Raw genomic sequence first — 22,558 nt, forward strand, 5'->3', positions numbered from 1 at the left:
GGAATCCGGGGTCGAGCGGCGGGCGCGGAACGTCCGAGCCGACGCTAGCGCTTAGTCTTCGATTCGCCGCGCCGGGTCGGACAATTCGAGTTCGCGCAAGACCACGCCGGCCTGGGTGCGGTTGCGCACGCCGAGGCGGTCGAAGATCGCCGACAGATGCGCCTTGACTGTGCGCTCCTGCACGTCGAGGCGATCGGCGATCTGTTTGTTGAGCAAGCCCTGTGCGACCAGGGTCAGCACCCGGAACTGCTGCGGCGACAGGCTGGCCAGGCGCGAGGCGAGGTCGGCGTCGCCGCGCTCGCTGTGAGTGCGCGCGACCGCGGCGCGCAACGAGGCCGGCAGCCACTGCTCGCAAGCGAGCACCGCGCGAATCGCATCGCGCAATTCGTCCAGGCCGGAACTCTTGGGCAGATAACCGGCGGCGCCATGGTCGAGCGCGCGCCGCACCACGCGCGGATCGTCGTTGGCCGACACCACCGCGACCGCGGTGCCGGGGTACTGCGCGCGGATCGCCGCGAGCCCGGCCAGGCCGTGGTTACCGGGCATGTGCAGATCGAGCAGAACCAGGTCGATGCCGGGCTCGGCTTCGAGCGCGGCGAGGGTGTCGTCGAGCGTGCCGGCTTCGCGAATCATGGTGTCGGGCACGGCATCGGCCGCGGCCTGGCGCAGTGCGGCGCGGAACAGCGGGTGGTCGTCGGCGATCAGCAGGGTCGGCATCGTCTTTAGCCTAACAGGCCCGGCGCACCGGCCGCGGCCGCCGTGCACGGCTGTACGAAAGTACGATGAGGCGCTGCGCGCGACTTGCTAGCCTGAGAGGATGAGCGCCCAATCCCTTCGCACCGCCGCGGCCACCGCCGCCCTCGTCTTGCTGGCTTGCGCGGCATCGCCGGTGGCGGTCGCCGCCAAGCAGCGCTCCGCCGCCCCGAACGCCCGCCAGGAATCCGCATCGATGTTCAGCGCCGAACGCCAGACCGAGCATCGCGGCGAGCACGACGACCTGCTCAGCGCAGGCCTCGGCCTCGACGGCTTGCGCGCGATGCTGCCGCCGGCGTTCGCCGACGCCGCGCATCCCACCGCTGCGGAGTTGCGTCGGCGCGCCTTGTGGGCGAACTGGCGCGGCATCGCCGACCTCGCCCCGGGCGGCGGCTACGGTGAGCTGTACGGCAGCCTCGCGCGCGTGCCCGGGCGCGAGTTCAGCGCGTTCGCGAATTTGCCCGGCGCCCATCAGCCGCATCGCGTACTGGTGCAGGTGCCCGACGAGTTCGATGCCAAGAAGCGTTGCCTGGTGGTCAGCGCCTCGTCGGGCTCGCGCGGCGTCTACGGCTCGATCGCGGTCGCCGGCGCCTGGGGCCTGCCGAAGGGCTGCGCGGTGGCCTACACCGACAAGGGCGCGGGCACCGACTATTTCGATTTCGATGCCGGCATCGGCGTGCGTGCCGACGGCACCACCGGCCCGGTCGCCGAAGGCGGGCTGGCCTTCACTCCGAATGCGAACGAACGCGAAGCTTCGAAGGGCGTCGCCTTCAAGCATGCGCACTCGCGCGACAACCCGGAGGCCGATTGGGGCCGGCACGTGCGTCAGGCCGCGCAGTTCGGCTTGCGCTCGCTCGACCAAGCCTTTCCGAAACAGGCGCCTTTCACCTTCGCCAATACGCGGGTGATCGCAGTCGGCATTTCCAACGGCGGCGGCGCGGTGTTACGCGCGGCCGAACTCGACGACGAGGGCGGGCGCGAGGGTCGCTGGCTCGATGCGGTCGTGGCCGGCGAGCCGAACGTCTACGTCGAAGGCGCGCGGCCCTTGTACGACTACACCACCGAAGCCGCCTTGTTGATGCCTTGCGCCTTGTTGCACAAGCCGCTGGGTGCGATGCCGGTGGCGCCGATCAGCGGCGACAGCGCGGAATCGTTCTGCAACTACGCCGCCGCCCTGGGCTTGCTCGGCGAGGCGGCGAAGCAGGCGAGCACGCAGGTGCGTGCGCAAGCCGCCTACGAGCGCATGCGCGGCAACGGCTGGAGCGACGACGCACTGCGCGCCGGCGCCTTGTCGGTCAACTTCGATCTGTGGCGCGCGGTCGCGGCGACCTATGCCTCGGCCTACGGCCGCTTCAGCGCGGCACAGCAGCCGCGCACGCGCAATCCCGACCAGCCCTGGGTCCGCTACGTCTACAGCGCCGGCCAGGTCGCTCCGGGCGCGCCGATCAGCGAACGCGCCGCCAGCGAAGCCGAACGCGCGGCCTGGTGGTCCGATGCCAGCGGCATTCCGCCGGGCGCGGGGGTGTATCTGTTCGGCCCGAATGCGGCGCAGCCCGAGCAACGCCTCGCGCCGCTGGCGGGCCTGCGCGAGTTGTGGAACGGCGAACCGCTCGCTGAGCAACAGCCCGGGCGCGGCGCCGCGCTCGCCGCCGCGCAACAACGCGTGCGCAAGGGCATCGAGGCGACCCGCGCGTCGGCGCCGCGCAAGGACCTGCCGATCGTGGTCGTGCACGGCCTCGACGACGGCCTGATCCCGCCGGCCTTCAGCAGCGCGCCCTATGTGGCGATGGCGCGCGAGGCCGGCGCGCAGGTGCGTTACTGGCAGGTGCGCAACGTCCAGCACTTCGACGCCTTCCTCGGCCTGCCGGCGCTGAGCACGCGTTATTTGCCCTTGTTGCCCTATGTCTACGAGGCGCTCGACCGCGTCGACGCGCACCTCGACCGGGACCAGCCCTTGCCGGCCGATGCGCTGATCCAGACCGCGCCGCGCGCGCAAGGGCAGGCCTTGAAGGCCGCCGACCTGGCGATTCCGCGCTGAGGCGCCGGCGCGCCGTTCATCCGCGCGCAAGCCAGGCGCGAACATGGGGTTCATCCGCGCAGCAACCGCCGCCATGCAGGCCTGAAGCAGGCCCGACGCGGCTCGCTGCGTGGTTCGCCGGCTGGGACGCTAGCGCTTGCGAGGGGCGTGCCGAGGGCCGCTACCGGCGAGGATCGATGCCTTTGCGACCTCTGCCTCTTGCGGCGGGCGCATCGGCTTTGGCAGGCTGAACGCCCTCACTGGACGGCCCTGCGGCCGTTCGCCACGGAGCAGCACCGCATGGCGCGTCATTTTTCGATGCTCCGCGAATTCCATCTCGCGGACTGGTTCACCCTCGCCAACGCCTTTTGCGGCACCGGCGCGATCTTCGCCGCGATGCGTTTCCTGCAGGAAGGCGGCGTGCGCGATTTGATGATCGGCATGGCGCTGATCCCGCTGGCCTTCATCTTCGACGCCCTCGACGGCCGCGTCGCGCGCTGGCGCAAGTCCTCGTCCACGCTCGGGCGCGAACTGGATTCGCTGGCCGACGTGATCTCCTTCGGCGTCGCGCCGGCGGCGCTGGCCTATGCCTGCGGCCTGCAGGGCGGCTGGGACTGGGTGGTGCTGAGCTATTTCGTCGGTTGCGGCGTGAGCCGCCTGGCGCGCTACAACGTCACCGCCGAGGCCCTGGCCGGCGACGAGGGCAAGGTCAAATACTTCGAGGGCACGCCGATCCCGACCAGCCTGCTGCTGGTGATCGTGCTCGCCATCGCCGCGGTGCAGGGCGACATCGGCGCCGATCTGTGGCTGGGCATGTTCAAGCTCGGGCCCTGGCAGTTCCATCCGCTGGTGCTGATGTTCGCGCTGTCGGGCTCGCTCATGATCAGCAAGACCTTGCGTATCCCCAAGCCCTGATCGAAGTCCTTGCGTGGGCGTGTCCTGCGTCGAAGGCGGCGTGCGCAGCTGGCCGATTAGTGGAAGTCGCGCGAATGCGTGCTCAGGCTGCCGAGCAGGACGGTCAGGTCTTCCATGCGCGAGACGATCAGGTTCTGCACGCCGTCGACGCGTTCCAGGCGCGCGTCGATCGCCATCAGCCGCGCTTCGACCAGGACCCGGCGCTGGCGCTGGGCGAGATCGCGCCAGACAATCGCATTGACCGTGCCGTCTTCGTCTTCCAGGCTGAGGAAGGTCACCCCGCCGGAGGTTTCCGGATGCTGGCGCACGGTCACCAGGCCGGCGAAACGCACCTGGGTGCCGGACTCGGTCTTGGCCAGTTGCGAAGAACGCCGGCAGCGCCGCGCGTGCAGGGTACTGCGCAACAGCGATAAAGGATGGCGACCGAGAGTGGTGCCGAGCAGGGCGTAGTCGGCCTGCACGTCTTCGCCTGCGGTCGGCAACGGCAGCGACACCGGCGCCTCGTCGCGGGCCACCCCGGCGAACAGCGGTAACTGGGTATCGACGCCGGCGACCGCCCAGCGCGCGCGGTGGCGATGGCCGGCGAGCGCGCGCAGCGCGCCCGAATCGGCGAGCAGGGCGCGCACGCGGGCGTCGATGGCGGCGCGCGCGCACAGGTCTTCGACGTCGCGCCACGGCGCCCGCACCCGCGCGTCGGCGATGCGCTCGGCCGAGGCTTCGTCGAAACCGTTGATCAGGCGCAGGCCCATGCGGATCGCATGCGGATGCTTGCCGACCCGGCCGTGCACCGGCTCCAGAGTGCAGTCCCATTCGCTGTAGCGCACGTCGACCGGCAGCACCGCGACGCCGTGCCGGCGCGCGTCGTGGAGGATCTGCCCGGGCGTGTAGAAGCCCATCGGCATCGAGTTGATGACGCCGCAGGCGAACGCGGCCGGGTGGTGATGCTTTAGCCAGCAGCTGACGTAGGTGATCAGGGCGAAGCTGGCGGCGTGCGACTCGGGAAAACCGTAGCTGCCGAAGCCCTTGATCTGCTCGAAGATACGGTGGGCGAAGTCTTCCGTATAGCCGTTTCTCAACATGCCGCTGCGCAGTTTGTCGCGGTGCGGTTCGAGCCCGCCGTGACGTTTCCAGGCCGCCATCGAGCGGCGCAGCTCGTCGGACTCGCCTGGCGTGTAGTCGGCGGCGACGATGGCGATCTGCATGACCTGCTCCTGGAACAGGGGCACGCCGAGGGTGCGCACCAGCACCGTGCGCAGCGCTTCCGACGGGTATTCGACCAAGTCGGGATTCTTGCGCCGCAGCAGATAGGGATTAACCATGTCGCCCTGGATCGGCCCGGGCCGCACGATCGCGATCTCGATCACCAGGTCGTAGAACGTGCGCGGGCGCAGCCGCGGCAGCATCGACATCTGCGCGCGCGATTCGATCTGGAACACGCCGATGGTGTCGGCCTCGCAGATCATGTCGTAGACCGCCGCGTCCTCGCCGCGGGCGAGGATGCCGGCCATGTCGAGCTGGCCGTGGCCCTGGCGTTCTAGCGAGGCGAAGGTCTTGCGCACCGCAGTCAACATGCCCAGGGCCAGGCAGTCGACCTTGAGGATGCCCAGGGCGTCGAGATCGTCCTTGTCCCACTGCACCACGGTGCGATCGTCCATCGCCGCGTTCTCGACCGGCACCAGGGTGTGCAGCGGCCGCTCGGAGATCACGAAGCCGCCCGGGTGCTGCGACAGGTGGCGCGGGAAACCGTGTTGGACCAGATGCGAGGACAGCGCGACCACGCGCCGCAGCAGGGGCGAATCCGGGTCGAAGCCGCGTTCGCGCAGATGCTCGGGCAAGGGTACGTCCTCGCTCCAGCGGTCCAGCGTGCGCGCCAGCTCGCCGATCTGGTCCTGCGGCATGCCCAGGGCGGCGGCGACGTTGCGCACCGCGCTGCGGCCGCGGTAGCTGATCGCCACCGCGGTCAGCGCCGCGCGTTCGCGGCCGTAGCGATTGAACACGTACTGCAGCACTTCCTCGCGCCGTTCGTGCTCGAAGTCGACGTCGATGTCCGGCGGTTCGTTGCGTTCGATCGACATGAAGCGCTCGAACAGCATGCCCATGCGGATCGGGTCGATCTCGGTGATGCCCAGCGCGTAACAGACCACCGAATTCGCCGCCGAGCCGCGGCCCTGGCAGAGAATGTCTTGCGAGCGGGCGAAATCGACGATGTCGTGGACGGTGAGGAAATACGACTCGTAGTCGAGGTGGGCGATGACACGCAGCTCGTGTTCGATCTGTTTTTGCGCATCCGCGGGCACGCCGAGCGGCCAGCGCGCCGCGGCGCCTTTTTCGACCAGGCGCGGCAGCCAGGTCTTCGGGGTTTCGCCGGCCGGAATCAGTTCGTGCGGGTACTGGTATTCGAGGTCGCGCTTGAGGTCGAAGCGGCACATAGCCGCGATCCGTAGGGTTTCTTCGAGCATCGCGCGCGGATAGATCGCCGCGAGCGCCTTGCGGATGCGCAGGTGGCGTTCGCCGTTCGGGAACAGACGATGGCCGGCCTCGGCGACGGTGGTGCGATGGCGGATCGCGGTCAGCACGTCCTGCAGCGGACGGCGAGCGCGCTCGTGCATGTGCACGTCGCCGGCGGCCACAGTTGCCAGGCCGTGGCGCGCGGCCAGCGCCTGTAGTTGGGCCAGGCGCGCGTCGTCGTCGGGGCCGCGATGCAGTTCCACCGCCAGCCACAGGCGTGCGCCGAAACGCTCGCGCAGCCAATCGGCGTGAGCGTCGTCATGGGCATCGCCGTCGGGCAGCCACAGCGCCAGCAGGCCTTCGCAGCGGCCGTCGAAATCTTCGCGCAGCGAGCGGTATTCGCCTTTTTTCGCGCGTCGCCGCGCGCTGGTGATCAACCCGCACAGCGAGGCGTAACCGACCGGCTCGGCGACCAGCAGCACGACTTTGGGCCCGCCGTCGATGCGGATCTCGCTGCCGACGATCAGCGCCAGCCCGGTCTGCTTCGCCGCCTGCCAGGCGCGCACGATGCCGGCCAGGCTGCATTCGTCGGTGATCGCCAGGGCGCGATAGCCCAAGGCTTGCGCGCGCTCGAACAACTCGCTGGCGATCGAGGCGCCGCGCTGGAAACTGAAGGCCGACAGGCAATGCAGTTCGGCGTAATCGGGCAGGGCGCGGTCGGGCAGGGCGCTCATGCGAACCAGCCGTGCAGGATCAGCGGGCCGTCGCCGCCGGCGCTGCGGTAGACCCAGGCGCGCTGGCCTTTGACGGTTTCGACCAGGTAGTAGTCGCGGCGCACGTCGTCTTCGTCCCACCAGCCCGATTCGATGCGCTCCGGGCCGGCCAGGACCTGGGCGACTTTGTCGTGCAGCGGCTCAGGTTCGCGCAGCAGCCAGCCCGGGCGCGGCACTTTGCCGGCCTGCGGGGCGGCGCGCGCGGCGATGTCGCCGGGCAGACTGCGCCAGGCGCGCTCGGGGCGATGGTCGGCCTGCGGCGCGAGACCCTGCACGCCGTCGTCGCCGAGCCGCGCGCGCAGGCGTTCGCGCAATTGCGTCCACGGCAGTGCCTGTTGCGGACGGGTGTCGAACAGGTCGCGGCGTGCCGGCACGAACGGCGGCAAGGCCTCGGCGAGCAGGCGCAAACCGACCACCGCGGCCGGCAGCTGCGCCTGCTGCAAACGCCCGCGTGCGAGTTCGAACAGCATCGTCGCATCGCGTTCCGGCGCGAGCAGCCCGACTACGACCTCGCTGGGCGGGTGGTTCAGATGGTGGGCGTGGCGCTCGTGTTCGAGGATCAGCTTGAAGCGTTCGACGCCGCCGTCGCGGCCGGACAGATACGCCGACAGGTCGGCGGTGAGCCGGCGCAGGGGAAACAGCAGGGCCTGGCTGGATTCGACTTCGTGGCCCAGTTCGATGCGCGCATCGAAGGCATCCGGCGGTTGGAAATAGATCAGCGGCGGCGTCGCCGCACCGCGCAATGCGTCCAGGCGAGTCAGCACGTCCTGACCGAAACGCCGGGCCAGTGGCGCACGCGGCAGGGCGAAGACCGCGCCGAGCCTGCGCAGGCCCATGCGCTGCAGCGCCTCGACCGTGTCGGCGTCGAAGCCGCAACGTTCGATCGGCAACTTCGCCAGCATCGCTTCGAGCCGGTCGTCGTCGCAGCACAGCCCGTCTTCGATATTGGTCAGCACACGCGCGGCATGCGGGTTCGGCGCGGCGGCGATGCGATGACGGAAACCCAGCTCGTGCAATTCCTGTGCGAGGCGTTCGCGCAACTGCGGCCAGGGCCCGAACAAACGCCGGCTGCGCCCGACTTCGAGCACGATTGCATGCGCGAAGGCGGTGCTGACCTGCGAGCTGTAACGATAGGCCCAGGCGGCGAGCAACTGGCGCGCCTGTTCGGCGGCTTGCGGGTCGTGGTCGACGGTCTGGAAACCGTCGGCGATCGCCTGCGCGGCGATCAGCGACATGCCGGGTTTCAGGCCGAGTGCGCGTGCGCCGGCGTTGACCGCATACAGGCGCCGCCGCGCCTGCGGGCCGTCGACCAGGGCCAGCGCGCGCTCGGGCTGTGCATGCCCGCGCAGGACCACGTCCAACGCCAATTGCGGCAACAGCAGGCAGGCCCAGCGCATGTCGGCCGGCTCAACGCGGGCGCAGGGTCAGGACCGGCGCGGGATGCGGCGCGGGCGACGGTTCATGCCGTGCAAGATCGAGACGCCCGCCTCGGCTCGGCTGCGCGGCGAGGCGGATCGATGGCAAAATGGCGGGTTCGTTCCGGCCCGGCTCGCTTTCGTTGCGGATCGTTTCGATACGCGTCGATACTGCCGCATCGGCGATGCCGTTGTGCGCGCCATGGGCGAAGGCGATCGGCCGGGCCGGCGCATTGCCGCCGCGGCACTTGAGCACGCGCAGTTGCCGCGGCGCGGTGTCGATGGCGATGCGCAGCGCCGCCGGCGAAGGGTTCAACGCGGCGCGGCTGTCGCGCAGGGCGAAGCCCAGGCATTGCCCGGTCTCGGCGGCGACCTGCAGCCGGCGCAGCGCACGGTCGTCGGCGCGCTGCGGCCAACACAGCACCGCCGCGCAAGCGCCCGAACGCAGGCATTGCTCGGCCGCCCACAAGGCGTCGCGATGCTGGGCGCGGATCCATTGCAAGCGCGCAGGCGCCACCCCGGCATCGCGCCAGGCCGGCGCATACGGCACGAATGGGGGGTCGACCAGGGCGATCATCCGCCCGCCGTGCAGGGCGTCGTCCTGCGACAGCCGCGCCAGCGCCGGCCACAGCAGTTCCAGTTCGCCGACGCCGTTGGCCGGCAGCAGCAACTCGCTCAGGGCCGCCTTGGGCCAGCCGCCGGTCGGCAGCGCGGCATCGAGCGCGGCGTGGCCGGTGGATTGCGAGGACGGCGCCAGGTTCGCCGACTGCCCGCGCCAGACCTGGCGCGTGTCGATCAAGCGGTCGAGCGCGACGATGTGGCTCATGGCCGCGCTCAGGCCCGGCGTACCAGGCCGCAGTAGATGCCTTCGATCGCGAAGTCGGCGTCGGCGGCGATCACGATCGGCGCGTAGTCGGGATTGCGCGGCAGCAACTCGATGCCGTCGGCGGTGATCTTCAGGCGCTTGATGGTGATTTCCTCGCCGATGCGCGCGACCACGGTCTGGCCGTTGGCGGCGTCGCGGGTGCGGTGCACGGCGACCAGGTCGCCGTCGAGGATGCCGTCCTCGCGCATCGAATCGCCTTTGACCCGCAGCAGATAGTCCGGGCGCGGCGAGAACAGCAGGCGGTCGATCAGGACGTGGCTCTCGGCCTCGGCGGCGGCGCCGATCGGCGCGCCGGCGGCGACGCGGCCGAGGATCGGCAGGGACAGGCGCGAATCGTCGTTGGCGGCGGCATCGGCACGGTCGCTGTCGTCGAAGCCGCTGGTATCGAATTCGCCGTCCAGACCGGCCTCGTGGACCAGGCGGATGCCACGCGCGCGGCCGGGCAGCAGCTCGATCAGCCCCTCGGCCTGCAGGGCCTGCAGGTGGTAGCCGGCCGAGCGGTTCTGGCGGAAGCCGAAATGCGCGGCGATCTCCTGCTGCGACGGCGGCAGGCCGTCGGCGGCGATGCGTTCGCGCAGGTAGGCGAGGAGGGCGCGGCGGGTGTCGGTCAGGCTCATGTACTAATCTTAGTAACAAATGGGCAAGCCGGTAAGACTTGATCGAAGCAGCCGACGGATGGTCCGGCTCGCAGCGCGAGCCTGCGTCGGGGCGGTCGCGCAGGCTGAGACAGCCCGCTTCGTGCTTTGGGCTTCGGGGTAGGAGCGGCGCAAGCCGCGACCTCGGGCCGTGAGGTCGTCGCCGGCCGAAAGCTGCGTAGCTTCGGAATGATTCGTAGGGCCTGCGTATTCGGGCTTCGAGTGGTCGCGGCTTGCGCCGCTCCTACCCTTGAAGCCCTTGATCCGAGCGGCCCCTAAACCGACGAACGGAGATTGACTCCCGCCGGATCATTCTTTAATTTCTGTCTAAACAGAAATAAGAGAAAACCTATGCAGCTCAGCCCGCTCCAAGAGAAATTCATCCTCCACTGGGGTGAGATGGGCAGCCGCTGGGGCGTCAACCGCACCGTCGCCCAGATCCACGCGCTGCTGTTCCTGTCCGAGCGCGCGATCACCGCCGACGAGATCTGCGAAACCCTCAGCCTGGCGCGTTCCAACGTCAGCACCAGCCTCAAGGAACTGCAGGGCTGGAACCTGGCCCGGGTCACCCACGTGCTTGGCGACCGCCGCGACCACTTCGAGACCTACAAGGACGTTTGGGACATCTTCCGCGCCGTGGTCCAGGAGCGGCGCCGGCGCGAGATCGAGCCGACCCTGAGCATGCTGCGCAGCTCGGTGCTCGACAGCGCCAGCCACCCGGCCGATCCGCGCGACCAGCGCACCCTGGAGCGCATGCGCGAGGTGCTGGACTTCATGGAGACCGGCACCAGCTGGATCGACGAGATGAACCGGCTCGACCCCAAGACCCTGATCAAGCTGCTCAAGATGGGCGCGCGCATCCAGCAATACGTGCGCGGCCCGGTCAAGCCGCTGCCGCCGCCCCAAGCTCCGCCGGTCGAGCCTTATCCCGAAGCGGGCGCCGCCTCCGAAGCAGATCCCGAAGCAGGCCACCCCGAAACGCGTCAGCCCGAAGCCGGCCGCGCGCGCGCCGGAGACGACCCGTCCTGAGCGTTTTTTTGCCCAGTAATTTCTCTAATTACCGAAATAACTGTAGGAGCAGGCCATGAGCAAGCACGATCCCGTCCCGCACGCCGTCATCGCCCTGTACGACCACGCCTGTCCGCTGTGCCGCACCGAGATGCACCGGCTCAAGGCCCACGACCGCCGCGGCCGCCTGCAATTGGTCGACATCGCCGCGCCGGAGTTCGACGCCGCGCAATGGGGTTTCGAACTCGAAGCGCTGCGCAATGCCCTGCACGTGCGACTGCCGAACGGCGAATGGCGGATCGGCGTGCCCGGCATCGCCGAGGCCTATCGCGCGGTCGGCCTCGGCTGGCTGACCTGGCCGCTGCGCGTGCCGGGAGCGGGACGCATGGCTGCGCGCGCTTACCGCTGGATCGCACCGAACCGGCACCGCGTGTCGCGCTGGCTCGGTTATCGCGAAGCCGGGCACGAGCCTGCGCCGCGCTGCGACAACGAGCATTGCCCGACCCACTTCTGAGCGGAGCGCGATCATGGAACGTGTCTTCATCGCCTTGTTGCTGATCCAGGTCGTGCTGGGCGCGATCGACACCGTCGCCCATCACGAACTGATGGAAAAACTCGCCAATCGCCGCAGCGCCGCGCTCGAACTGAAACTGCATTCGGCGCGCGCCTTCATCTACGGCGCGTTGTTCCTGGTGTTCGCCTGGCTGCATCCGCAAGGCCTGTGGCTGGCGCTGGTGTGGGCGCTGGTGCTGGTGGAAGTCGCCATCACCTTGTGGGATTTCGTCGTCGAGGACGCGACGCGCCTGCTGCCGCCGACCGAGCGCGTGCTGCACACCATCCTCGCCGTCAACGGCGGCGCGATGTTCGCCGTGTATGCCCTGGCGACCGCACAGGACTGGAGCGCGCCGAGCGCCTTGCTGCCGGTCTCGCACGGTTGGGCGTCGTGGGCGCTGACCGCGGCGGCGCTCGGCATCGGCGTATCGGCGCTGCGCGACGGACTCGCCGCAGGCGTCAATGCCGCCGAACCGGCGCCGCGCGCCTTGCTCGCCGGGCAGCCGCAGACCGGTTTTTTGATCAGCGGCGGCACCGGCTTCATCGGCACCGCTCTCGTCGAAGGTTTGATCGCCGGCGGCCATCGCGTGACCGTGCTCAGCCGCGATCCGCGACGTGCCGCCTTGCGTTTCGGCGGCCGCGTGCGCTGCATCGCCGACACCGCCGAATTGCGCGACGACGAGGCCATCGACGTGGTGGTGAATCTCGCCGGCGCACCGGTGGTCGGCCCGCGCTGGTCGCCGGCGCGCAAGCGTGCGTTGCGCGCGAGCCGCATCGATACGACCCATGCCTTGCGCGCCTGGTGCGAGCGTTCACAACGCAAGCCGGCGCTGTGGCTGCAGGCCAGCGCGATCGGCGTGTACGGCGCGCATGCGCGCAGCGGCCCGGAACTGCGCGAGCCCGCGGCGCAGGCCGGCGATTTCGCCAGCGAGTTGTGCTGCGAATGGGAACGCGCCGCCGCGCCGGTCAGCGAGTGGGGCGTGCGCCTGACCACGATGCGCCTGGGCCTGGTCCTGCATCGCAGCGGCGGCGTGTTGCCGATGCTGTCGTTGTCGGCCTCGCTCGGCGCCGGCGCGGTGCTCGGCGACGGCAAACAGTGGTTCGCCTGGGTGCATCTGGACGACGTGCTGCGTTTCGTCGAACAAGCCGTCGAACATGCCGGTATCCGCGGTCCTTACAACCTGGTCGCGCCGGGCGGCTGCAGCCAGGCCGATTTCACCCGCGCATTGGCGCACAGCCTGCATCGGCCGGCCTTTCTGCGGATGCCGGCCTGGCCGCTGCGGCTCGCGCTCGGCGAGATGTCGACAATGCTGCTCGACGGCCCGAAGGTCGAACCGCGTCGCTTGCTCGATCAGCGCTACCGCTTCCTGCATCCCGATCTCGACGGCGCACTGAGCGCCGGTAGCGACCGCGCTTGCCGTTCTACTCATTCGGGTGACGAACACCCAGGGGACCAACATGGAACTGTTGAATCCGGCTTGTTTTAAGCCCACCGATCTCGATTCGGCCGGTACCGGCCCGCTGCCTTCGAAGCCGCAAGCCACTGCAGCTTCGGTGAGCGCCGCTGCGGCGAGCGACCGCGGTCTTGCCGGTTCGCGCGGCGAAACGCGTTTACCCGAGGCATCGAGCGATCTCGCCGCCTTGCTGCGGGCTGCGCTCGGAGCGCGCTGGAAGCTGCTGCATCCGCATATCCAAGCGCGCTTCACCCTCGGCGACGGCGAGGCCCAGGCCGAGTACGTCGGCAACATGCACCAGGTGCGCTGCACGCGCCTGGGCGGCCTGTTCGCGCGTGCGATCCGCTATGCGCGCGTGCTGCCGCACCAGAACGCCGACGAAGTGCCGTTCCGTTTCGACGTGCAGCCTTTGCGCAGCGGCCTGGGCTGGATCAAGACCCGCACCTATCACTTCATCGACGAGGTGTTCAGTTTCCGCTCGCGTATGGTCCTGGGCGAAAACGGCGAATTACTCGAGCATTTCGGCGGCGGCCTGGGCATGCGCGTGCGCCTGGAGGTGCTGCCGAACCGGCTGGTGTTCGTCGATCAGGGGTTTTTCCTGCACTGGCGCGGCCTGCGTTTGCCGTTGCCGCGGCCGCTCTGGCCGGGCCGCTTCGTTCTTGTGCATAGAGACCTCGATGCAGCGCATTTCGAAGTCACGATCGATGTCGTGCACCCGTGGTTCGGACCGCTGTTCCATCAGGACGGAACCTTCGAGCGCATGGAAGCGGCGCGGGTCTGACCGGCGAAGGAGACGCGGGGAGGGGCGCAAGGAAGCGCCGACAAGGACGGCGCAGGGGCCATGGACGGCCTGGCGCGGGTTGGGCGAGGGCGCCGCGCGATGCGGCGCCACACTGCGTCGCTGCGGCTCAGGCCACCCGGAACAACACGTTGTAGTGGAAGCGCCGGCCCGTGGTCGCGCGCAGCTTCTTGGCGTCGCGATGTTCGGGATTGATCAGGGCGTTGTATTCCTCCGGCACGATCACCGACGGCACCAGCAAAATCGCCGAGGCCTGGCTGGCCAGCCATTGCGAACCCACGCGCACGCTGGCCATGCCGGCGGGCACCGCGTCCCAGGCGCCGGGCAGTTCTTGCGGCGACAGTTGCAGGCGCGCCTTCCATACCGCCGCCGGCACCTCGATCGACACCACGTGCCGATTCAAGGGCAGGCCGTGCGCGTCGACATAGGCCGCGGTTTCCAGCGCCGCCAGCGCCAGCGAGGTGGCGGTGTAGAGCACGCGCTGGCCGTCGTCGTTCCAACGCCCCGGACGCGCGGCCGCGCCGGCGCCGCTGAGATCGTCGGCGCGATAAGCGCGGGTTTCGGTGGCGATGCGCCAGAGTTTCATGAGGCCGGCCTCGTCCTTGCGGCTGCGCCGGACGTCACTGGTAAGAGCCGCTTTCGAGCGAGCCGAGCAAACGCGCGACGACGTCGAAGCCGGTCGGCGTGTCGAGCAGGTCGGCCGGCTTGCGGCCGCCGAGCGCGGGCTGCGGCTGCTCGATCCAGCGCCCCAGCCACTTGGCCGAATCGAAGCCGCGCGCGCCTTCGGCGGTGCTCGCGTCGACGATGGCCTCGGTGATGCCGAGCAAGCGCATGATGCCGAGCGCGGCCTGGCCGCTGGCGCCGGCGATGCGCGCCTGTTGTGCGGCCTTGCTTTCGGCGGTGGCCTTGGCGATGCCGAGGATGTTGAACATGCGCACTGCCGGCAACTCCATGCTCGCGGCCATGTGCTTGACGACCTGGGCCGGCACGCCCTGGCGTTCGGCCGCTACGCGCTGCAGAGGCGTGGCCGAGCGCAGATAACTGACATAGCCCTTGAGCGTGGCGGGGGCGCCGTGGACGTCCAGCGGCGGCTCCTTGACCGACAGGCCGCGCTGGCGTTGGGAGGCGGGGTAGGCCTGCGATTCCTGCAGGCCGAGCTTGCTTTCGTGCACGCTGGACTGCGCGCGCCCCGCCGACTTGGCGAGCGGCTTGGCCGGCGAGGGCTTCTTGGCGGCTTTGCTCATGGCGGGGCTCTGTCTGGATCGGGACTCACTCTAGCACAAAACTGGACGGCCATCACAAGTGGCGCCTGGCCCGCCCGAGCCTGTCCGGGGCCGACCGGCGTTCCGGTCCGGCGCCCCGGATCGGCCGCGAACGCAGGCGGATGCGTGCGCCGGCGATCGGCGGCAAAATTACCGGTTCATGGGCAGCGATCCATCGTCGCGGATGGATCGGCTTGCCGCCGCGATCGGCCATCCATCGAGACTGGGGAATGAACGAACTACGCATCACCTCTGAACGCGAGCATATCGACATCGGCTTCGTGCATCGGTTTTTGTCCAAGCACAGCACCTGGGCCCAGGGCATCCCGCTGGCCCTGGTCGAGAAATCCATCGCCCACTCGCTGTGTTTCGGCGGCTTCCTCGGCGACCGCCAGGTCGCGTTCGCACGCGTCGTGTCGGACTACGCCACCTTCGCCAACCTGGTCGACGTGTTCGTGTTGCCCGAATGCCGCGGCCGCGGTTTCAGCAAGCAGATGATGGAGGCGGTGCTGGCGCATCCGCAGTTGCAGGGGCTGCGCCGTTTCACCCTGGCGACCGGCGATGCGCACGGGCTTTACGCCCGCTACGGCTTCACCGCGCCGCGCTACCCGCAGACCTTCATGGAGCGGTACGTACCGGATATCTACGCGCCCGGCGCAAACGCGGGCGTGGGCGCAGGCCTTGAGACGGCTACGCCGTAAATTGATGGCAAGCCGTTTTCCCGGCTGAGCGAACGCCGGAAAGGCAGCGGCCGGCGTGCGAGGAGCGCGGATTTCACATGCCCGGCCCGAGGCTTCCGGTAGCGTCGGCGGCGGTCGACGAACGGTGTTTCCAGCCGCTCGCAGGGCCTGCATCGCCGCCGTTCCGCGTTGGTTTGCGATGGAGTCCATCCGCCATTGGTACTGCATCGAAGAGCCATTTACGGTTGCTATGCTCTGCATGGCCGGCTGGGCCGTCGCTCGAAACGCGTCAACGCAATCGTTAAACGTAAGGAGTTTCCATGAACCGCCAAGCGCAGATCTTCGCCACTTGCTTCGGATGGGCCTTGGCCGCGGCGTCCGTGGCGCAGGCGGCCCCGGGCGACCGCCAGGTCTACGACGAAGCCATCGCGCGCGCCTCGCGCGTGTGTCCCGACCATTCGCCGGAACGCAGCGGACCCGGCATCAGAAGCATTCCCGTCGCGGCATTGCGGGTGATCGAGCAACGCAACTACGCCCTGTGCCCGGACCGACGCCTGGACTCGCAGACGCCGGTGGTCTGGTACGGCCGCGAAGGCGTGTTCGCCTGGAATCCCGGCGCCCGCGGCGCGGTCAAGTTGCTCGCCGGCAAGGTCGCAGCCTATGCGAAAGACAAATCCTTTCCGGCCCAGACCGTGGTCTGGAAGCCGAACGGCAAGTTGGCCGAAGGGGCCTTGGTGCCGGCGTTCCGCGGTCGTTTGGTGCGTTGATCCGGCGCGCGGCGTGGCCTGGGCCGAAGCGGCCGCAGGCGATGCGAACCGCATACGGCATCGTGCGATGACGCGGCCGCAAGCTTGAACACCGACCGGTGATGAGTTCCGCATCCACTCCTCGCCAACACTGGTTCAACGACCCCGAAACCCCGGCCCGCGCCGGGGTTTTCGCGTTTTCGGCCATCTCAGGCGGTGCGAGTGCGGCTTGCGATAATGCATCGGGCGCAACGCCTACACCCTGCCGGCAGGGACGGATGCCGGCATTTCATGGAGATCGACATGACCCCGACCCCTGCGGAAAAGACCGGCGAATTCGAGCGCGCCGACAACGGCTGGGTGTTCAAGTACTTCGTTCGCGAGGCCGGCGGCCTGGTGCTGCGTCACGAGGTGTTCGAGAACATCTCCGATTTCTTCCAGCGCGTCGACCATCTGTTCAATCGCGTGGACGGCTCCGACGAGCCGGGGTGGCCTGCCGCCTAAGCATCCGCGCCTTCCTTATCTGCGCAGCCTTTCATCTCCGTATCTCTCATCTCATGTCTCATCTCGTCTCTCCTCTTGGCTCGCCGGCAATGGCGGGCCTGTTTTTTTTGCCTATGCAAAACAGGGATGCCGCGATGTCGGCTTAATCGTTCAGCCAGTGGCTTGGTCGCTGCAATGCGATGCCTCGTCACGTGGGCAACGCACGGCCCTGTCAGACTGGATTTTTCCGATCCGATGGGATGAGCCATGACACGCCGCGCGCATTCGACCACGCAATTGTCCAGCGTCGCGTATTCCGCACCCTTCGTCATCGCCGAGCGCCTGATGCGTTTCGCCGCGGCCGGCGCCGATCCTTCGGTCCTCGACCAACGCGAGTGGCAGCGCATGCTCGAGGAAAAGTGGACGGCCGCTCTGCAAGGCTCGTGGGCGATGTCGGGGGCGTTGTGGGAGGCGTACTACGACGCCTGGTCCAACCTCATGAGCGGCGCCTGGACGCCTTGGTCGATGCCGTCGCCGGCCGACTGGTGGGTGCGCGGCGCCCAGAGCGGCGAACGCATCCTCTCGGCCGGGCTGGCGCCGGTCGCGCGCACGGTGTCGGCCAACCACCGGCGTCTGGCGCGACGCAAGCGCTGATCCGGAGCCGGATTCGGGCCATCCGTACCGGCGAAGAACCTCCTCGCTCGCGGGGAGCAGGCTTGTTATTGCTTGCCGATTGGCCGTATGTGTCGATTGGACGTAGCGGCATGTAACACCGCGAACGCCATCACATCGCCGACCCGCCATCCGGCATTACGTTAACGGCGATTACCGGCCTGGTCGCCTTAGCTGTAACGCGGGCGTCGAGCCTCCATCATCGCCGGCCGACGACAAGCCACGCGCGGTCGGCGGTTCCCCCACGCGAAACGGAGTTCCCATGCGCAGTCTCGTCATCGCCCTGGCCCTGGCCACCACTCTGGCCATGCCGGCCTGGGCTCAGTCGGTATCGTTCGGCAACAAATTGATCAACGTCGGCGACACCGTCGGCACCCTCCAGCACGTCGCCGGCAAGCCCGATCGCATCGTCCCCATCCAGAACAAATACGGCGCGACCATTGCCGAACGTTTCGAGTATTACCTGACCGGCAAGAGCGTGCTGATCACGATCACCGAGGGCAAGATCACCGATATCCGAGAGGTGTTCTGAGCCGGCGCCTCGGTGCTCTGGCTGCCGATCCCATGGGCGCGGTCCGGTCGCAGGAACAACCCGCGCCGCGCTCAATGAGAAAGCAGAGTCGGCACCGGCGCGTATTCGGTGAGGTAGCGGGTAGTGCCTCCGAGTACTTGTTCCAGTAACCGAGACCGGCTGTAACCTCCGGCCACCAGCAAATCCGCCTGAGCTTCCACGGCGTGCGCCGCAACGACGGCGCCGACTTGGCCGGCCGATGCCCGGCGCCTGACCAGGCGCGCTTGAATACCGTTGTTCTCGAGATGGCCGATCATCAAAGCATCGAGGCAATGACGATTCGAGGCCTCGTGCTCTTCGTCGACCATCAACAGATCGACCGAGCGCATCTGCCGTAACCACGGCAGCGCGTCGTGCAGCGCCCGCGCGGATTCGCGCGAGGATTTCCAAGCGATCACCGCCTTGCCGGAACTGGTCTTGCCGGAGCTGGTCGGGGGCGGGGCGGACGGCGGGATGATCAGCACCGGCCGCCCGGATCCCAGCAATATCTCGGACAGCAGGCGCTGCCGCGCTTCGCGTTCGTCGCCGTCGATGGTCCCTAGGACGATGAGATCGGACCGGCGCGCCGGTCCGATGCAGATTTCGCCCGGCGTGCACCAGAACTCCTGCGACTGGCTTATTTCGAAATGCACCTGTGCGCAGACCATCCAGCGTCGCGCAGCGTCGGCCATGGCCTGGGTGGTGGCCATGGCGCACTCGCGCATGTTCCGATAGATCCCCGGTGGATAGTGCTTCCAGGCCTGCGCGACCGGAGCGATCTGGCTGACGCCCACCAAGGCGGTTACCTGGCCGTCGCACGTAGATGCCAAAGCGCAGGCCGCACGCAGAGCCGGGCAGGGGATGTCGCCCATCAATAAGGGAACCAGTATGTCCTTGAACATGCTGCCGTCTCCGTTTCGCCGTGTTCATCCTGATTGCCTCGGTCCTGGCGGTGTTGATGTCGGTCAAATTGGTGGCCGATAGCCGTTTCGTGCTTGATCCAGGTCAATGGGCCCGGCCGTCGGAGAGCTAACGTGCGGTACGAACCGGTCGCAGGAGCTCTCCGTGAATACGTCATCCACCCCTTTCTCCGCTTCGTTGCCGGCGCTGTCCGGTCGCTGGTCGCAGACGCTGCGCGACCGCAGCCAAGTGCTGATACGGCCGATCGCGCCGCAGGATAGAACCGCCGAACGGAACTTTCTGGAAGCACTTTCTTCCGAAGCCAGATGCTTCCGTTTTCTCGGTCAGATCAAGTGCCCGGGAGAGCAGCTCATCGATCGGCTCGTCGATATCGACCCGGCGAGCGAAGTGGCGTTCGTCGCGGCGGTGCCGGACGGCAGCGCGGAGCGTATCGTCGGCGTCAGCCGTTACAGTGCCTTGGCCGACGGAAACAGTTGCGAATGCGCCGTCACGGTGCTCGACGACTGGCAGAACAAGGGGTTGGGCAGTGCGTTGATGAAGCATCTGATCGAGATTGCGCGGCAGCGCGGCATCCGCCGCATGTCCTCGATCGATCTGGCCGAGAACGTCCAAATGCGCGATCTCGCGATCTATCTCGGTTTCCATGTGCGAATCGATCCCGACAATGTCAGTCAAGTGATCCATGAACTGTATTTGTGACCGGATCGAGCCGGGCGGCGTTTTCCAAGAAGCGAAGAGTGCGAGGCGGACGTCATGGGCTGGATACCTGCATTCGACCGGTTTTCAAAGCTGTCGGCGCGCTTCGCCGGACGGCCGTTGGCATTCACGGCAGCCGTCGCGATCATCCTGGCGTGGTTGGTGACCGGCCCCTTGTTTCATTTCAGCGATACCTGGCAGTTGGTCATCAACACCGCCACCACCGTGATCACCTTCTTGATGGTCTTTCTCATCCAGAACACCCAGAGTCGCGACACCGAGGCGATTCAGATCAAGCTCGACGAATTGATCCGCGTCACCGAAGCGGCCAGCAACGGATTGATGGACTTGGAGGAGTTGGACGAGGCAACTCTGGATCTCTACCGGCAGCGTTACGAACTGCTGGCCCGGCAAGCGCGCCAGCCGTGACGGGGCGATCGAGCCGGTGCCCGCGCTTCAGGCCAGGTGAGCGGCCAACGCAAAGGCAGTCGTCATCGCGACGATGCCCGGGATCAGCCGCAGTGCGAAGCGTCGGCCGCCTTTGATCGCGGCGACCAGGCATTTCACCGTCGAGTTCGCGACGAATGCGCCGATCAGCCCCGCTTGCGCCAAAGCGGCATCGCCAGGCAGACGCGTCATCGACTGAGCGGCCGACGCTGCGGCGGCGTGCACGTCGGCCAATCCGGAGGCGGTCAATACCCAGGGCAGGCTGGCTGCGCCGAGATACGCCTGGGCGATGGCGGCGCCCAGCATGATCGCGGCGAGCAGGAAGACGAAGCGCAGCGCCGCCAGCGGTTCGAACGGCCGCTTGGAAATCGGTTTTCGCACCGGAGCCGCTGTCGACGGCGACGATGCGGCCGATAGCCACGCCGCCGCGGCCACGACGATGCCCGCCGCCACCAGGGCCGGCGTAGCCCAATGGAGCATCGCGGGCGACAAGGCTCCGATCACGACCGCCAACTGCACGACCGTGGCGACATTGGACATCAGCGCCGCGCCGGCGGCGGTGGGGGCTAGCTCCGGCGTCGCGCGAGCGCGATCGGCCATTACGGCGATAGTCGCTGTGCTCGAAACGAAGCCGCCGGCCAACCCGGCGATCGATAAACCCAGTCTGGCCCCGAACAACCGCAAGGCGATATAGCCTGCCGAGCCGATGGCCATCACGGCGACTGCCAGAATCCACAGCCTGCGCGGGTTGAGCGAACCCCAGGGATCGATGCTCCGATCCGGAAGCAGCGGCAGGACCACGAAGGCCGCCGCCGCCAGGAGCAGCAGATCGTGCAATTCCTGCCGGGTCAATACGTGTTTGCTGAAGCGGTGCAGGCGCTGTCGGCTGGCCAACACGACCGCGACGATAACGCCCAACGCAGCGGCCGTGGCCGGCGACCGCATCGATAGGGCGCCGAGCAGCAGGGTGGCCAGCAGCGCGATTTCCGTAGTGAGCCCCGGGTCGTGATCGCGCGTGCTCAGGTAGGCGGCGGTGACCAGCGCGCCCAGGAACGCGCCTGCGACCAACAACGCCATGCCTCCGAGACTCGAGGCGACCGCTCCGGCCAAGCTGCACAGGATAAAACTGCGGATGCCGGCGGGCTCGCGCAGCGGACCGCCGCCCTTGGCACGCTCGCGCTCAAGGCCGACCAGCAAGCCGATGCCCAGAGCGACGACCAAGCCATTGATCTCGGGCGAGAAAAGGTTCATCGCGACAGACTTGTAAGCCAAGACGCCACGTCAGGCTACCAGGCTCATATCCAACACGGCACGCCCTTCGATTTCGCCGACCCGCAGGCGGTCGAGTACGGCGTTGACCTGATCCAGCGGATAGGGCTCGACCATGGCCTCGACCTTGCCGCTGGCCGCTATCGCGATCGCCTCGGCCAGGTCCTGGCGGTTGCCGACGATCGAGCCGCGCAGGGTGACGCGCTTGAGCACCACATCGAAGATCGGGGTCGCGAACTCTCCGGGCGGAAGCCCCACCATGCTGATCGTGCCCTTGCGCCGAACCATGCCGAGCGCCTGGGCGAAGGCGCTGGGCGAAACGGCGGTGACCAGCACGCCTTGCGCTCCGCCGCCGGTGCCTCGGCGTACGTCTTCCAGCGCGCCGAGATCGTTGGCGTTGACGACGATCTCGGCGCCGAGCGAACGCGCCAGTTCGAGCTTGCTTTCGCGCACGTCGATCGCGGCCACGTGCAGGCCCATCGCTTGGGCATACTGGATCGCCAGATGGCCCAGACCGCCGATGCCGGAAATGACGATCCACTCTCCTGGACGCGCCTCGGTCTCGCGAATGCCCTTGTAGCTGGTGACGCCGGCGCAAAGAATGGGGGCCAGACCGACGAAGTCGCAGCGGTGGGGCAGGGCCGCGACGTACGCCGCATCGGCGATCGCGTACTCGCTGAAGGTGCCGTTGATGCTATAGCCGCTGTTGCGCTGAAGCTCGCACAGCGTTTCCCAGCCGGTGATGCAGTACTCGCAGCGGCCGCAGGCGTGGTGCAGCCAGGCGATGCCGACGGAATCGCCCGGACGCAGGTGCTTTACTCCGGCCCCGACCTCGGCGACCGTGCCCGCGCCTTCGTGCCCGGGAATGAAAGGCAGCGCGGGCTTGACCGGCCAATCGCCCTGCACCGCGTGCAGATCGGTGTGGCAGACGCCGCTTGCGCGGATCCTGACGAGAATCTCGCCGGGACCGGGCGTGGGAATGGGCAGGCGATCGACCGTCAGCGGAACGCCCAGGCGGTGCGCGACCGCCGCTCGCATCGTACCGTCCATCGAACGTCCCTCGGACTGAGTCGTTCTCGACTTTGGGCCAGGCGCGCCATGGATGCCTTGATATAGATCAATCGACGCCGACCGAGCTTGCGGGCGCCGCCGGATCGGCCCATTCTTTCCACGTTTC

The 22,558-nt window shown here is 68.2% G+C and carries 22 protein-coding genes and 1 pseudogene; 13 read left to right on the plus strand and 10 right to left on the minus strand.

The annotated features are described in order from the left end of the window. Positions 1 to 51: 51 nt before the first annotated feature. Positions 52 to 717, minus strand: a complete 666-nt coding sequence (locus LC490_RS10090) for a response regulator transcription factor (RefSeq protein ID WP_031370838.1) — start codon at positions 715 to 717, stop codon at positions 52 to 54. Between the two features lie 100 nt (positions 718 to 817). Here LC490_RS10090 and LC490_RS10095 point away from each other — a divergent pair, with 100 nt between their 5' ends. Next, positions 818 to 2,791, plus strand: a complete 1,974-nt coding sequence (locus tag LC490_RS10095) for a 3-hydroxybutyrate oligomer hydrolase family protein (RefSeq protein WP_051884496.1) — start codon at positions 818 to 820, stop codon at positions 2,789 to 2,791. 279 nt (positions 2,792 to 3,070) lie between these two features. Further along, entirely contained in the window at positions 3,071 to 3,685 is a 615-nt protein-coding gene (gene pssA, locus LC490_RS10100) for a CDP-diacylglycerol--serine O-phosphatidyltransferase (protein ID WP_031370836.1), read from the plus strand. A 56-nt stretch (positions 3,686 to 3,741) separates the two neighbouring features. Here the strand turns inward: pssA and LC490_RS10105 are convergent, their stop codons facing one another. The 4 genes and pseudogenes from LC490_RS10105 to lexA form a co-directional block, all read right to left on the minus strand. After that, positions 3,742 to 6,867, minus strand: a complete 3,126-nt coding sequence (locus LC490_RS10105) for an error-prone DNA polymerase (RefSeq protein ID WP_223620105.1) — start codon at positions 6,865 to 6,867, stop codon at positions 3,742 to 3,744. Next, positions 6,864 to 8,303 (minus strand): DNA polymerase Y family protein, encoded by a 1,440-nt coding sequence (locus LC490_RS10110; RefSeq protein ID WP_223620106.1) that lies wholly within the window; start codon positions 8,301 to 8,303, stop codon positions 6,864 to 6,866. The genes LC490_RS10105 and LC490_RS10110 overlap by 4 nt, the downstream gene beginning before the upstream one ends. Before the next feature lie 220 nt (positions 8,304 to 8,523). Beyond that, positions 8,524 to 9,147 (minus strand): annotated as a pseudogene (gene imuA, locus LC490_RS10115) (translesion DNA synthesis-associated protein ImuA); the annotation flags it as partial. A gap of 8 nt (positions 9,148 to 9,155) precedes the next feature. Beyond that, a complete protein-coding gene (gene lexA / locus LC490_RS10120; RefSeq protein ID WP_031370832.1) occupies positions 9,156 to 9,824 on the minus strand; it encodes a transcriptional repressor LexA in 669 nt (222 codons plus the stop codon). A gap of 369 nt (positions 9,825 to 10,193) precedes the next feature. On the opposite strand from lexA, the gene LC490_RS10125 reads away from it, so the two are divergent. Genes LC490_RS10125 through LC490_RS10140 form a run of 4 tightly spaced genes read left to right on the plus strand, consistent with a single transcriptional unit; the run spans position 10,194 to position 13,637 of the window. After that, positions 10,194 to 10,871 carry a MarR family transcriptional regulator gene (locus LC490_RS10125; RefSeq protein ID WP_081930628.1) on the plus strand — a complete coding sequence of 226 codons (678 nt, stop codon included), beginning with the start codon at positions 10,194 to 10,196 and terminating at the stop codon, positions 10,869 to 10,871. 55 nt (positions 10,872 to 10,926) lie between these two features. Beyond that, positions 10,927 to 11,364, plus strand: coding sequence for a DUF393 domain-containing protein (locus LC490_RS10130; protein ID WP_051884494.1), 438 nt, complete (start codon positions 10,927 to 10,929; stop codon positions 11,362 to 11,364). A 13-nt stretch (positions 11,365 to 11,377) separates the two neighbouring features. Beyond that, positions 11,378 to 12,889 (plus strand): TIGR01777 family oxidoreductase, encoded by a 1,512-nt coding sequence (locus LC490_RS10135; RefSeq protein ID WP_223620107.1) that lies wholly within the window; start codon positions 11,378 to 11,380, stop codon positions 12,887 to 12,889. After that, the gene (locus LC490_RS10140; protein WP_223620108.1) at positions 12,861 to 13,637 is read left to right on the plus strand and encodes a DUF4166 domain-containing protein; all 777 of its coding nucleotides are present in this window, start codon (positions 12,861 to 12,863) and stop codon (positions 13,635 to 13,637) included. Before LC490_RS10135 ends, LC490_RS10140 begins: the two co-directional genes overlap by 29 nt. A 127-nt stretch (positions 13,638 to 13,764) precedes the next feature. Here the strand turns inward: LC490_RS10140 and LC490_RS10145 are convergent, their stop codons facing one another. After that, positions 13,765 to 14,241, minus strand: a complete 477-nt coding sequence (locus LC490_RS10145; protein ID WP_031370827.1) for an RES family NAD+ phosphorylase — start codon at positions 14,239 to 14,241, stop codon at positions 13,765 to 13,767. A 34-nt stretch (positions 14,242 to 14,275) separates the two neighbouring features. Then, a complete protein-coding gene (locus LC490_RS10150) occupies positions 14,276 to 14,899 on the minus strand; it encodes an antitoxin Xre/MbcA/ParS toxin-binding domain-containing protein (RefSeq protein WP_081930626.1) in 624 nt (207 codons plus the stop codon). A 248-nt stretch (positions 14,900 to 15,147) separates the two neighbouring features. Here LC490_RS10150 and LC490_RS10155 point away from each other — a divergent pair, with 248 nt between their 5' ends. From LC490_RS10155 to LC490_RS10175, 5 genes are all read left to right on the plus strand, one after another. Continuing rightward, positions 15,148 to 15,618 carry a GNAT family N-acetyltransferase gene (locus tag LC490_RS10155; RefSeq protein WP_223620109.1) on the plus strand — a complete coding sequence of 157 codons (471 nt, stop codon included), beginning with the start codon at positions 15,148 to 15,150 and terminating at the stop codon, positions 15,616 to 15,618. Between the two features lie 299 nt (positions 15,619 to 15,917). Then, a complete protein-coding gene (locus LC490_RS10160) occupies positions 15,918 to 16,364 on the plus strand; it encodes a hypothetical protein (protein ID WP_223620110.1) in 447 nt (148 codons plus the stop codon). Between the two features lie 282 nt (positions 16,365 to 16,646). After that, positions 16,647 to 16,847, plus strand: a complete 201-nt coding sequence (locus LC490_RS10165; protein WP_152566097.1) for a hypothetical protein — start codon at positions 16,647 to 16,649, stop codon at positions 16,845 to 16,847. 246 nt (positions 16,848 to 17,093) lie between these two features. Continuing rightward, positions 17,094 to 17,480 carry a hypothetical protein gene (locus LC490_RS10170; protein ID WP_031370822.1) on the plus strand — a complete coding sequence of 129 codons (387 nt, stop codon included), beginning with the start codon at positions 17,094 to 17,096 and terminating at the stop codon, positions 17,478 to 17,480. Between the two features lie 280 nt (positions 17,481 to 17,760). Continuing rightward, positions 17,761 to 18,030: a hypothetical protein gene (locus tag LC490_RS10175; protein WP_031370821.1), complete on the plus strand. Its 270-nt coding sequence runs from the start codon at positions 17,761 to 17,763 to the stop codon at positions 18,028 to 18,030. A gap of 71 nt (positions 18,031 to 18,101) precedes the next feature. Here the strand turns inward: LC490_RS10175 and LC490_RS10180 are convergent, their stop codons facing one another. After that, positions 18,102 to 18,950 (minus strand): universal stress protein, encoded by an 849-nt coding sequence (locus LC490_RS10180; protein WP_223620111.1) that lies wholly within the window; start codon positions 18,948 to 18,950, stop codon positions 18,102 to 18,104. A gap of 163 nt (positions 18,951 to 19,113) precedes the next feature. Here LC490_RS10180 and LC490_RS10185 point away from each other — a divergent pair, with 163 nt between their 5' ends. Continuing rightward, on the plus strand, positions 19,114 to 19,668 hold the full coding sequence (locus LC490_RS10185) for a GNAT family N-acetyltransferase (RefSeq protein WP_223620112.1): 555 nt from the start codon (positions 19,114 to 19,116) through the stop codon (positions 19,666 to 19,668). Between the two features lie 54 nt (positions 19,669 to 19,722). Further along, positions 19,723 to 20,094, plus strand: a complete 372-nt coding sequence (locus tag LC490_RS10190; RefSeq protein WP_223620113.1) for a low affinity iron permease family protein — start codon at positions 19,723 to 19,725, stop codon at positions 20,092 to 20,094. Between the two features lie 27 nt (positions 20,095 to 20,121). Here the strand turns inward: LC490_RS10190 and LC490_RS10195 are convergent, their stop codons facing one another. Together LC490_RS10195 and LC490_RS10200 are read right to left on the minus strand one after the other, a co-directional pair. Beyond that, on the minus strand, positions 20,122 to 21,363 hold the full coding sequence (locus tag LC490_RS10195; protein WP_223620114.1) for a DUF4010 domain-containing protein: 1,242 nt from the start codon (positions 21,361 to 21,363) through the stop codon (positions 20,122 to 20,124). 30 nt (positions 21,364 to 21,393) lie between these two features. Then, positions 21,394 to 22,431 (minus strand): zinc-dependent alcohol dehydrogenase, encoded by a 1,038-nt coding sequence (locus tag LC490_RS10200; RefSeq protein ID WP_223620115.1) that lies wholly within the window; start codon positions 22,429 to 22,431, stop codon positions 21,394 to 21,396. Between the last annotated feature and the right edge of the window lie 127 nt (positions 22,432 to 22,558).

The sequence above is a fragment of the Lysobacter sp. ESA13C genome (genome assembly GCF_019970005.1).
GTDB classification, from domain to species: domain Bacteria; phylum Pseudomonadota; class Gammaproteobacteria; order Xanthomonadales; family Xanthomonadaceae; genus Lysobacter; species Lysobacter antibioticus_B.

Excerpts from the sequence above, each read along its gene's own strand:
- LC490_RS10180 (WP_223620111.1), bottom strand. The coding sequence starts at position 18,950 with ATGTTCAAGGACATACTGGTTCCCTTATTGATGGGCGACATCCCCTGC.
- LC490_RS10125 (WP_081930628.1), top strand. The coding sequence starts at position 10,194 with ATGCAGCTCAGCCCGCTCCAAGAGAAATTCATCCTCCACTGGGGTGAG.
- LC490_RS10095 (WP_051884496.1), top strand. The coding sequence starts at position 818 with ATGAGCGCCCAATCCCTTCGCACCGCCGCGGCCACCGCCGCCCTCGTC.
- LC490_RS10110 (WP_223620106.1), bottom strand. The coding sequence starts at position 8,303 with ATGCGCTGGGCCTGCCTGCTGTTGCCGCAATTGGCGTTGGACGTGGTC.
- LC490_RS10105 (WP_223620105.1), bottom strand. The coding sequence starts at position 6,867 with ATGAGCGCCCTGCCCGACCGCGCCCTGCCCGATTACGCCGAACTGCAT.
- LC490_RS10175 (WP_031370821.1), top strand. The coding sequence starts at position 17,761 with ATGCGCAGTCTCGTCATCGCCCTGGCCCTGGCCACCACTCTGGCCATG.
- lexA (WP_031370832.1), bottom strand. The coding sequence starts at position 9,824 with ATGAGCCTGACCGACACCCGCCGCGCCCTCCTCGCCTACCTGCGCGAA.
- LC490_RS10145 (WP_031370827.1), bottom strand. The coding sequence starts at position 14,241 with ATGAAACTCTGGCGCATCGCCACCGAAACCCGCGCTTATCGCGCCGAC.
- pssA (WP_031370836.1), top strand. The coding sequence starts at position 3,071 with ATGGCGCGTCATTTTTCGATGCTCCGCGAATTCCATCTCGCGGACTGG.
- LC490_RS10170 (WP_031370822.1), top strand. The coding sequence starts at position 17,094 with ATGACACGCCGCGCGCATTCGACCACGCAATTGTCCAGCGTCGCGTAT.
- LC490_RS10130 (WP_051884494.1), top strand. The coding sequence starts at position 10,927 with ATGAGCAAGCACGATCCCGTCCCGCACGCCGTCATCGCCCTGTACGAC.
- LC490_RS10190 (WP_223620113.1), top strand. The coding sequence starts at position 19,723 with ATGGGCTGGATACCTGCATTCGACCGGTTTTCAAAGCTGTCGGCGCGC.
- LC490_RS10155 (WP_223620109.1), top strand. The coding sequence starts at position 15,148 with ATGAACGAACTACGCATCACCTCTGAACGCGAGCATATCGACATCGGC.
- LC490_RS10200 (WP_223620115.1), bottom strand. The coding sequence starts at position 22,431 with ATGGACGGTACGATGCGAGCGGCGGTCGCGCACCGCCTGGGCGTTCCG.
- LC490_RS10140 (WP_223620108.1), top strand. The coding sequence starts at position 12,861 with ATGGAACTGTTGAATCCGGCTTGTTTTAAGCCCACCGATCTCGATTCG.
- LC490_RS10135 (WP_223620107.1), top strand. The coding sequence starts at position 11,378 with ATGGAACGTGTCTTCATCGCCTTGTTGCTGATCCAGGTCGTGCTGGGC.
- LC490_RS10150 (WP_081930626.1), bottom strand. The coding sequence starts at position 14,899 with ATGAGCAAAGCCGCCAAGAAGCCCTCGCCGGCCAAGCCGCTCGCCAAG.
- LC490_RS10195 (WP_223620114.1), bottom strand. The coding sequence starts at position 21,363 with ATGAACCTTTTCTCGCCCGAGATCAATGGCTTGGTCGTCGCTCTGGGC.
- LC490_RS10165 (WP_152566097.1), top strand. The coding sequence starts at position 16,647 with ATGACCCCGACCCCTGCGGAAAAGACCGGCGAATTCGAGCGCGCCGAC.
- LC490_RS10160 (WP_223620110.1), top strand. The coding sequence starts at position 15,918 with ATGAACCGCCAAGCGCAGATCTTCGCCACTTGCTTCGGATGGGCCTTG.
- LC490_RS10090 (WP_031370838.1), bottom strand. The coding sequence starts at position 717 with ATGCCGACCCTGCTGATCGCCGACGACCACCCGCTGTTCCGCGCCGCA.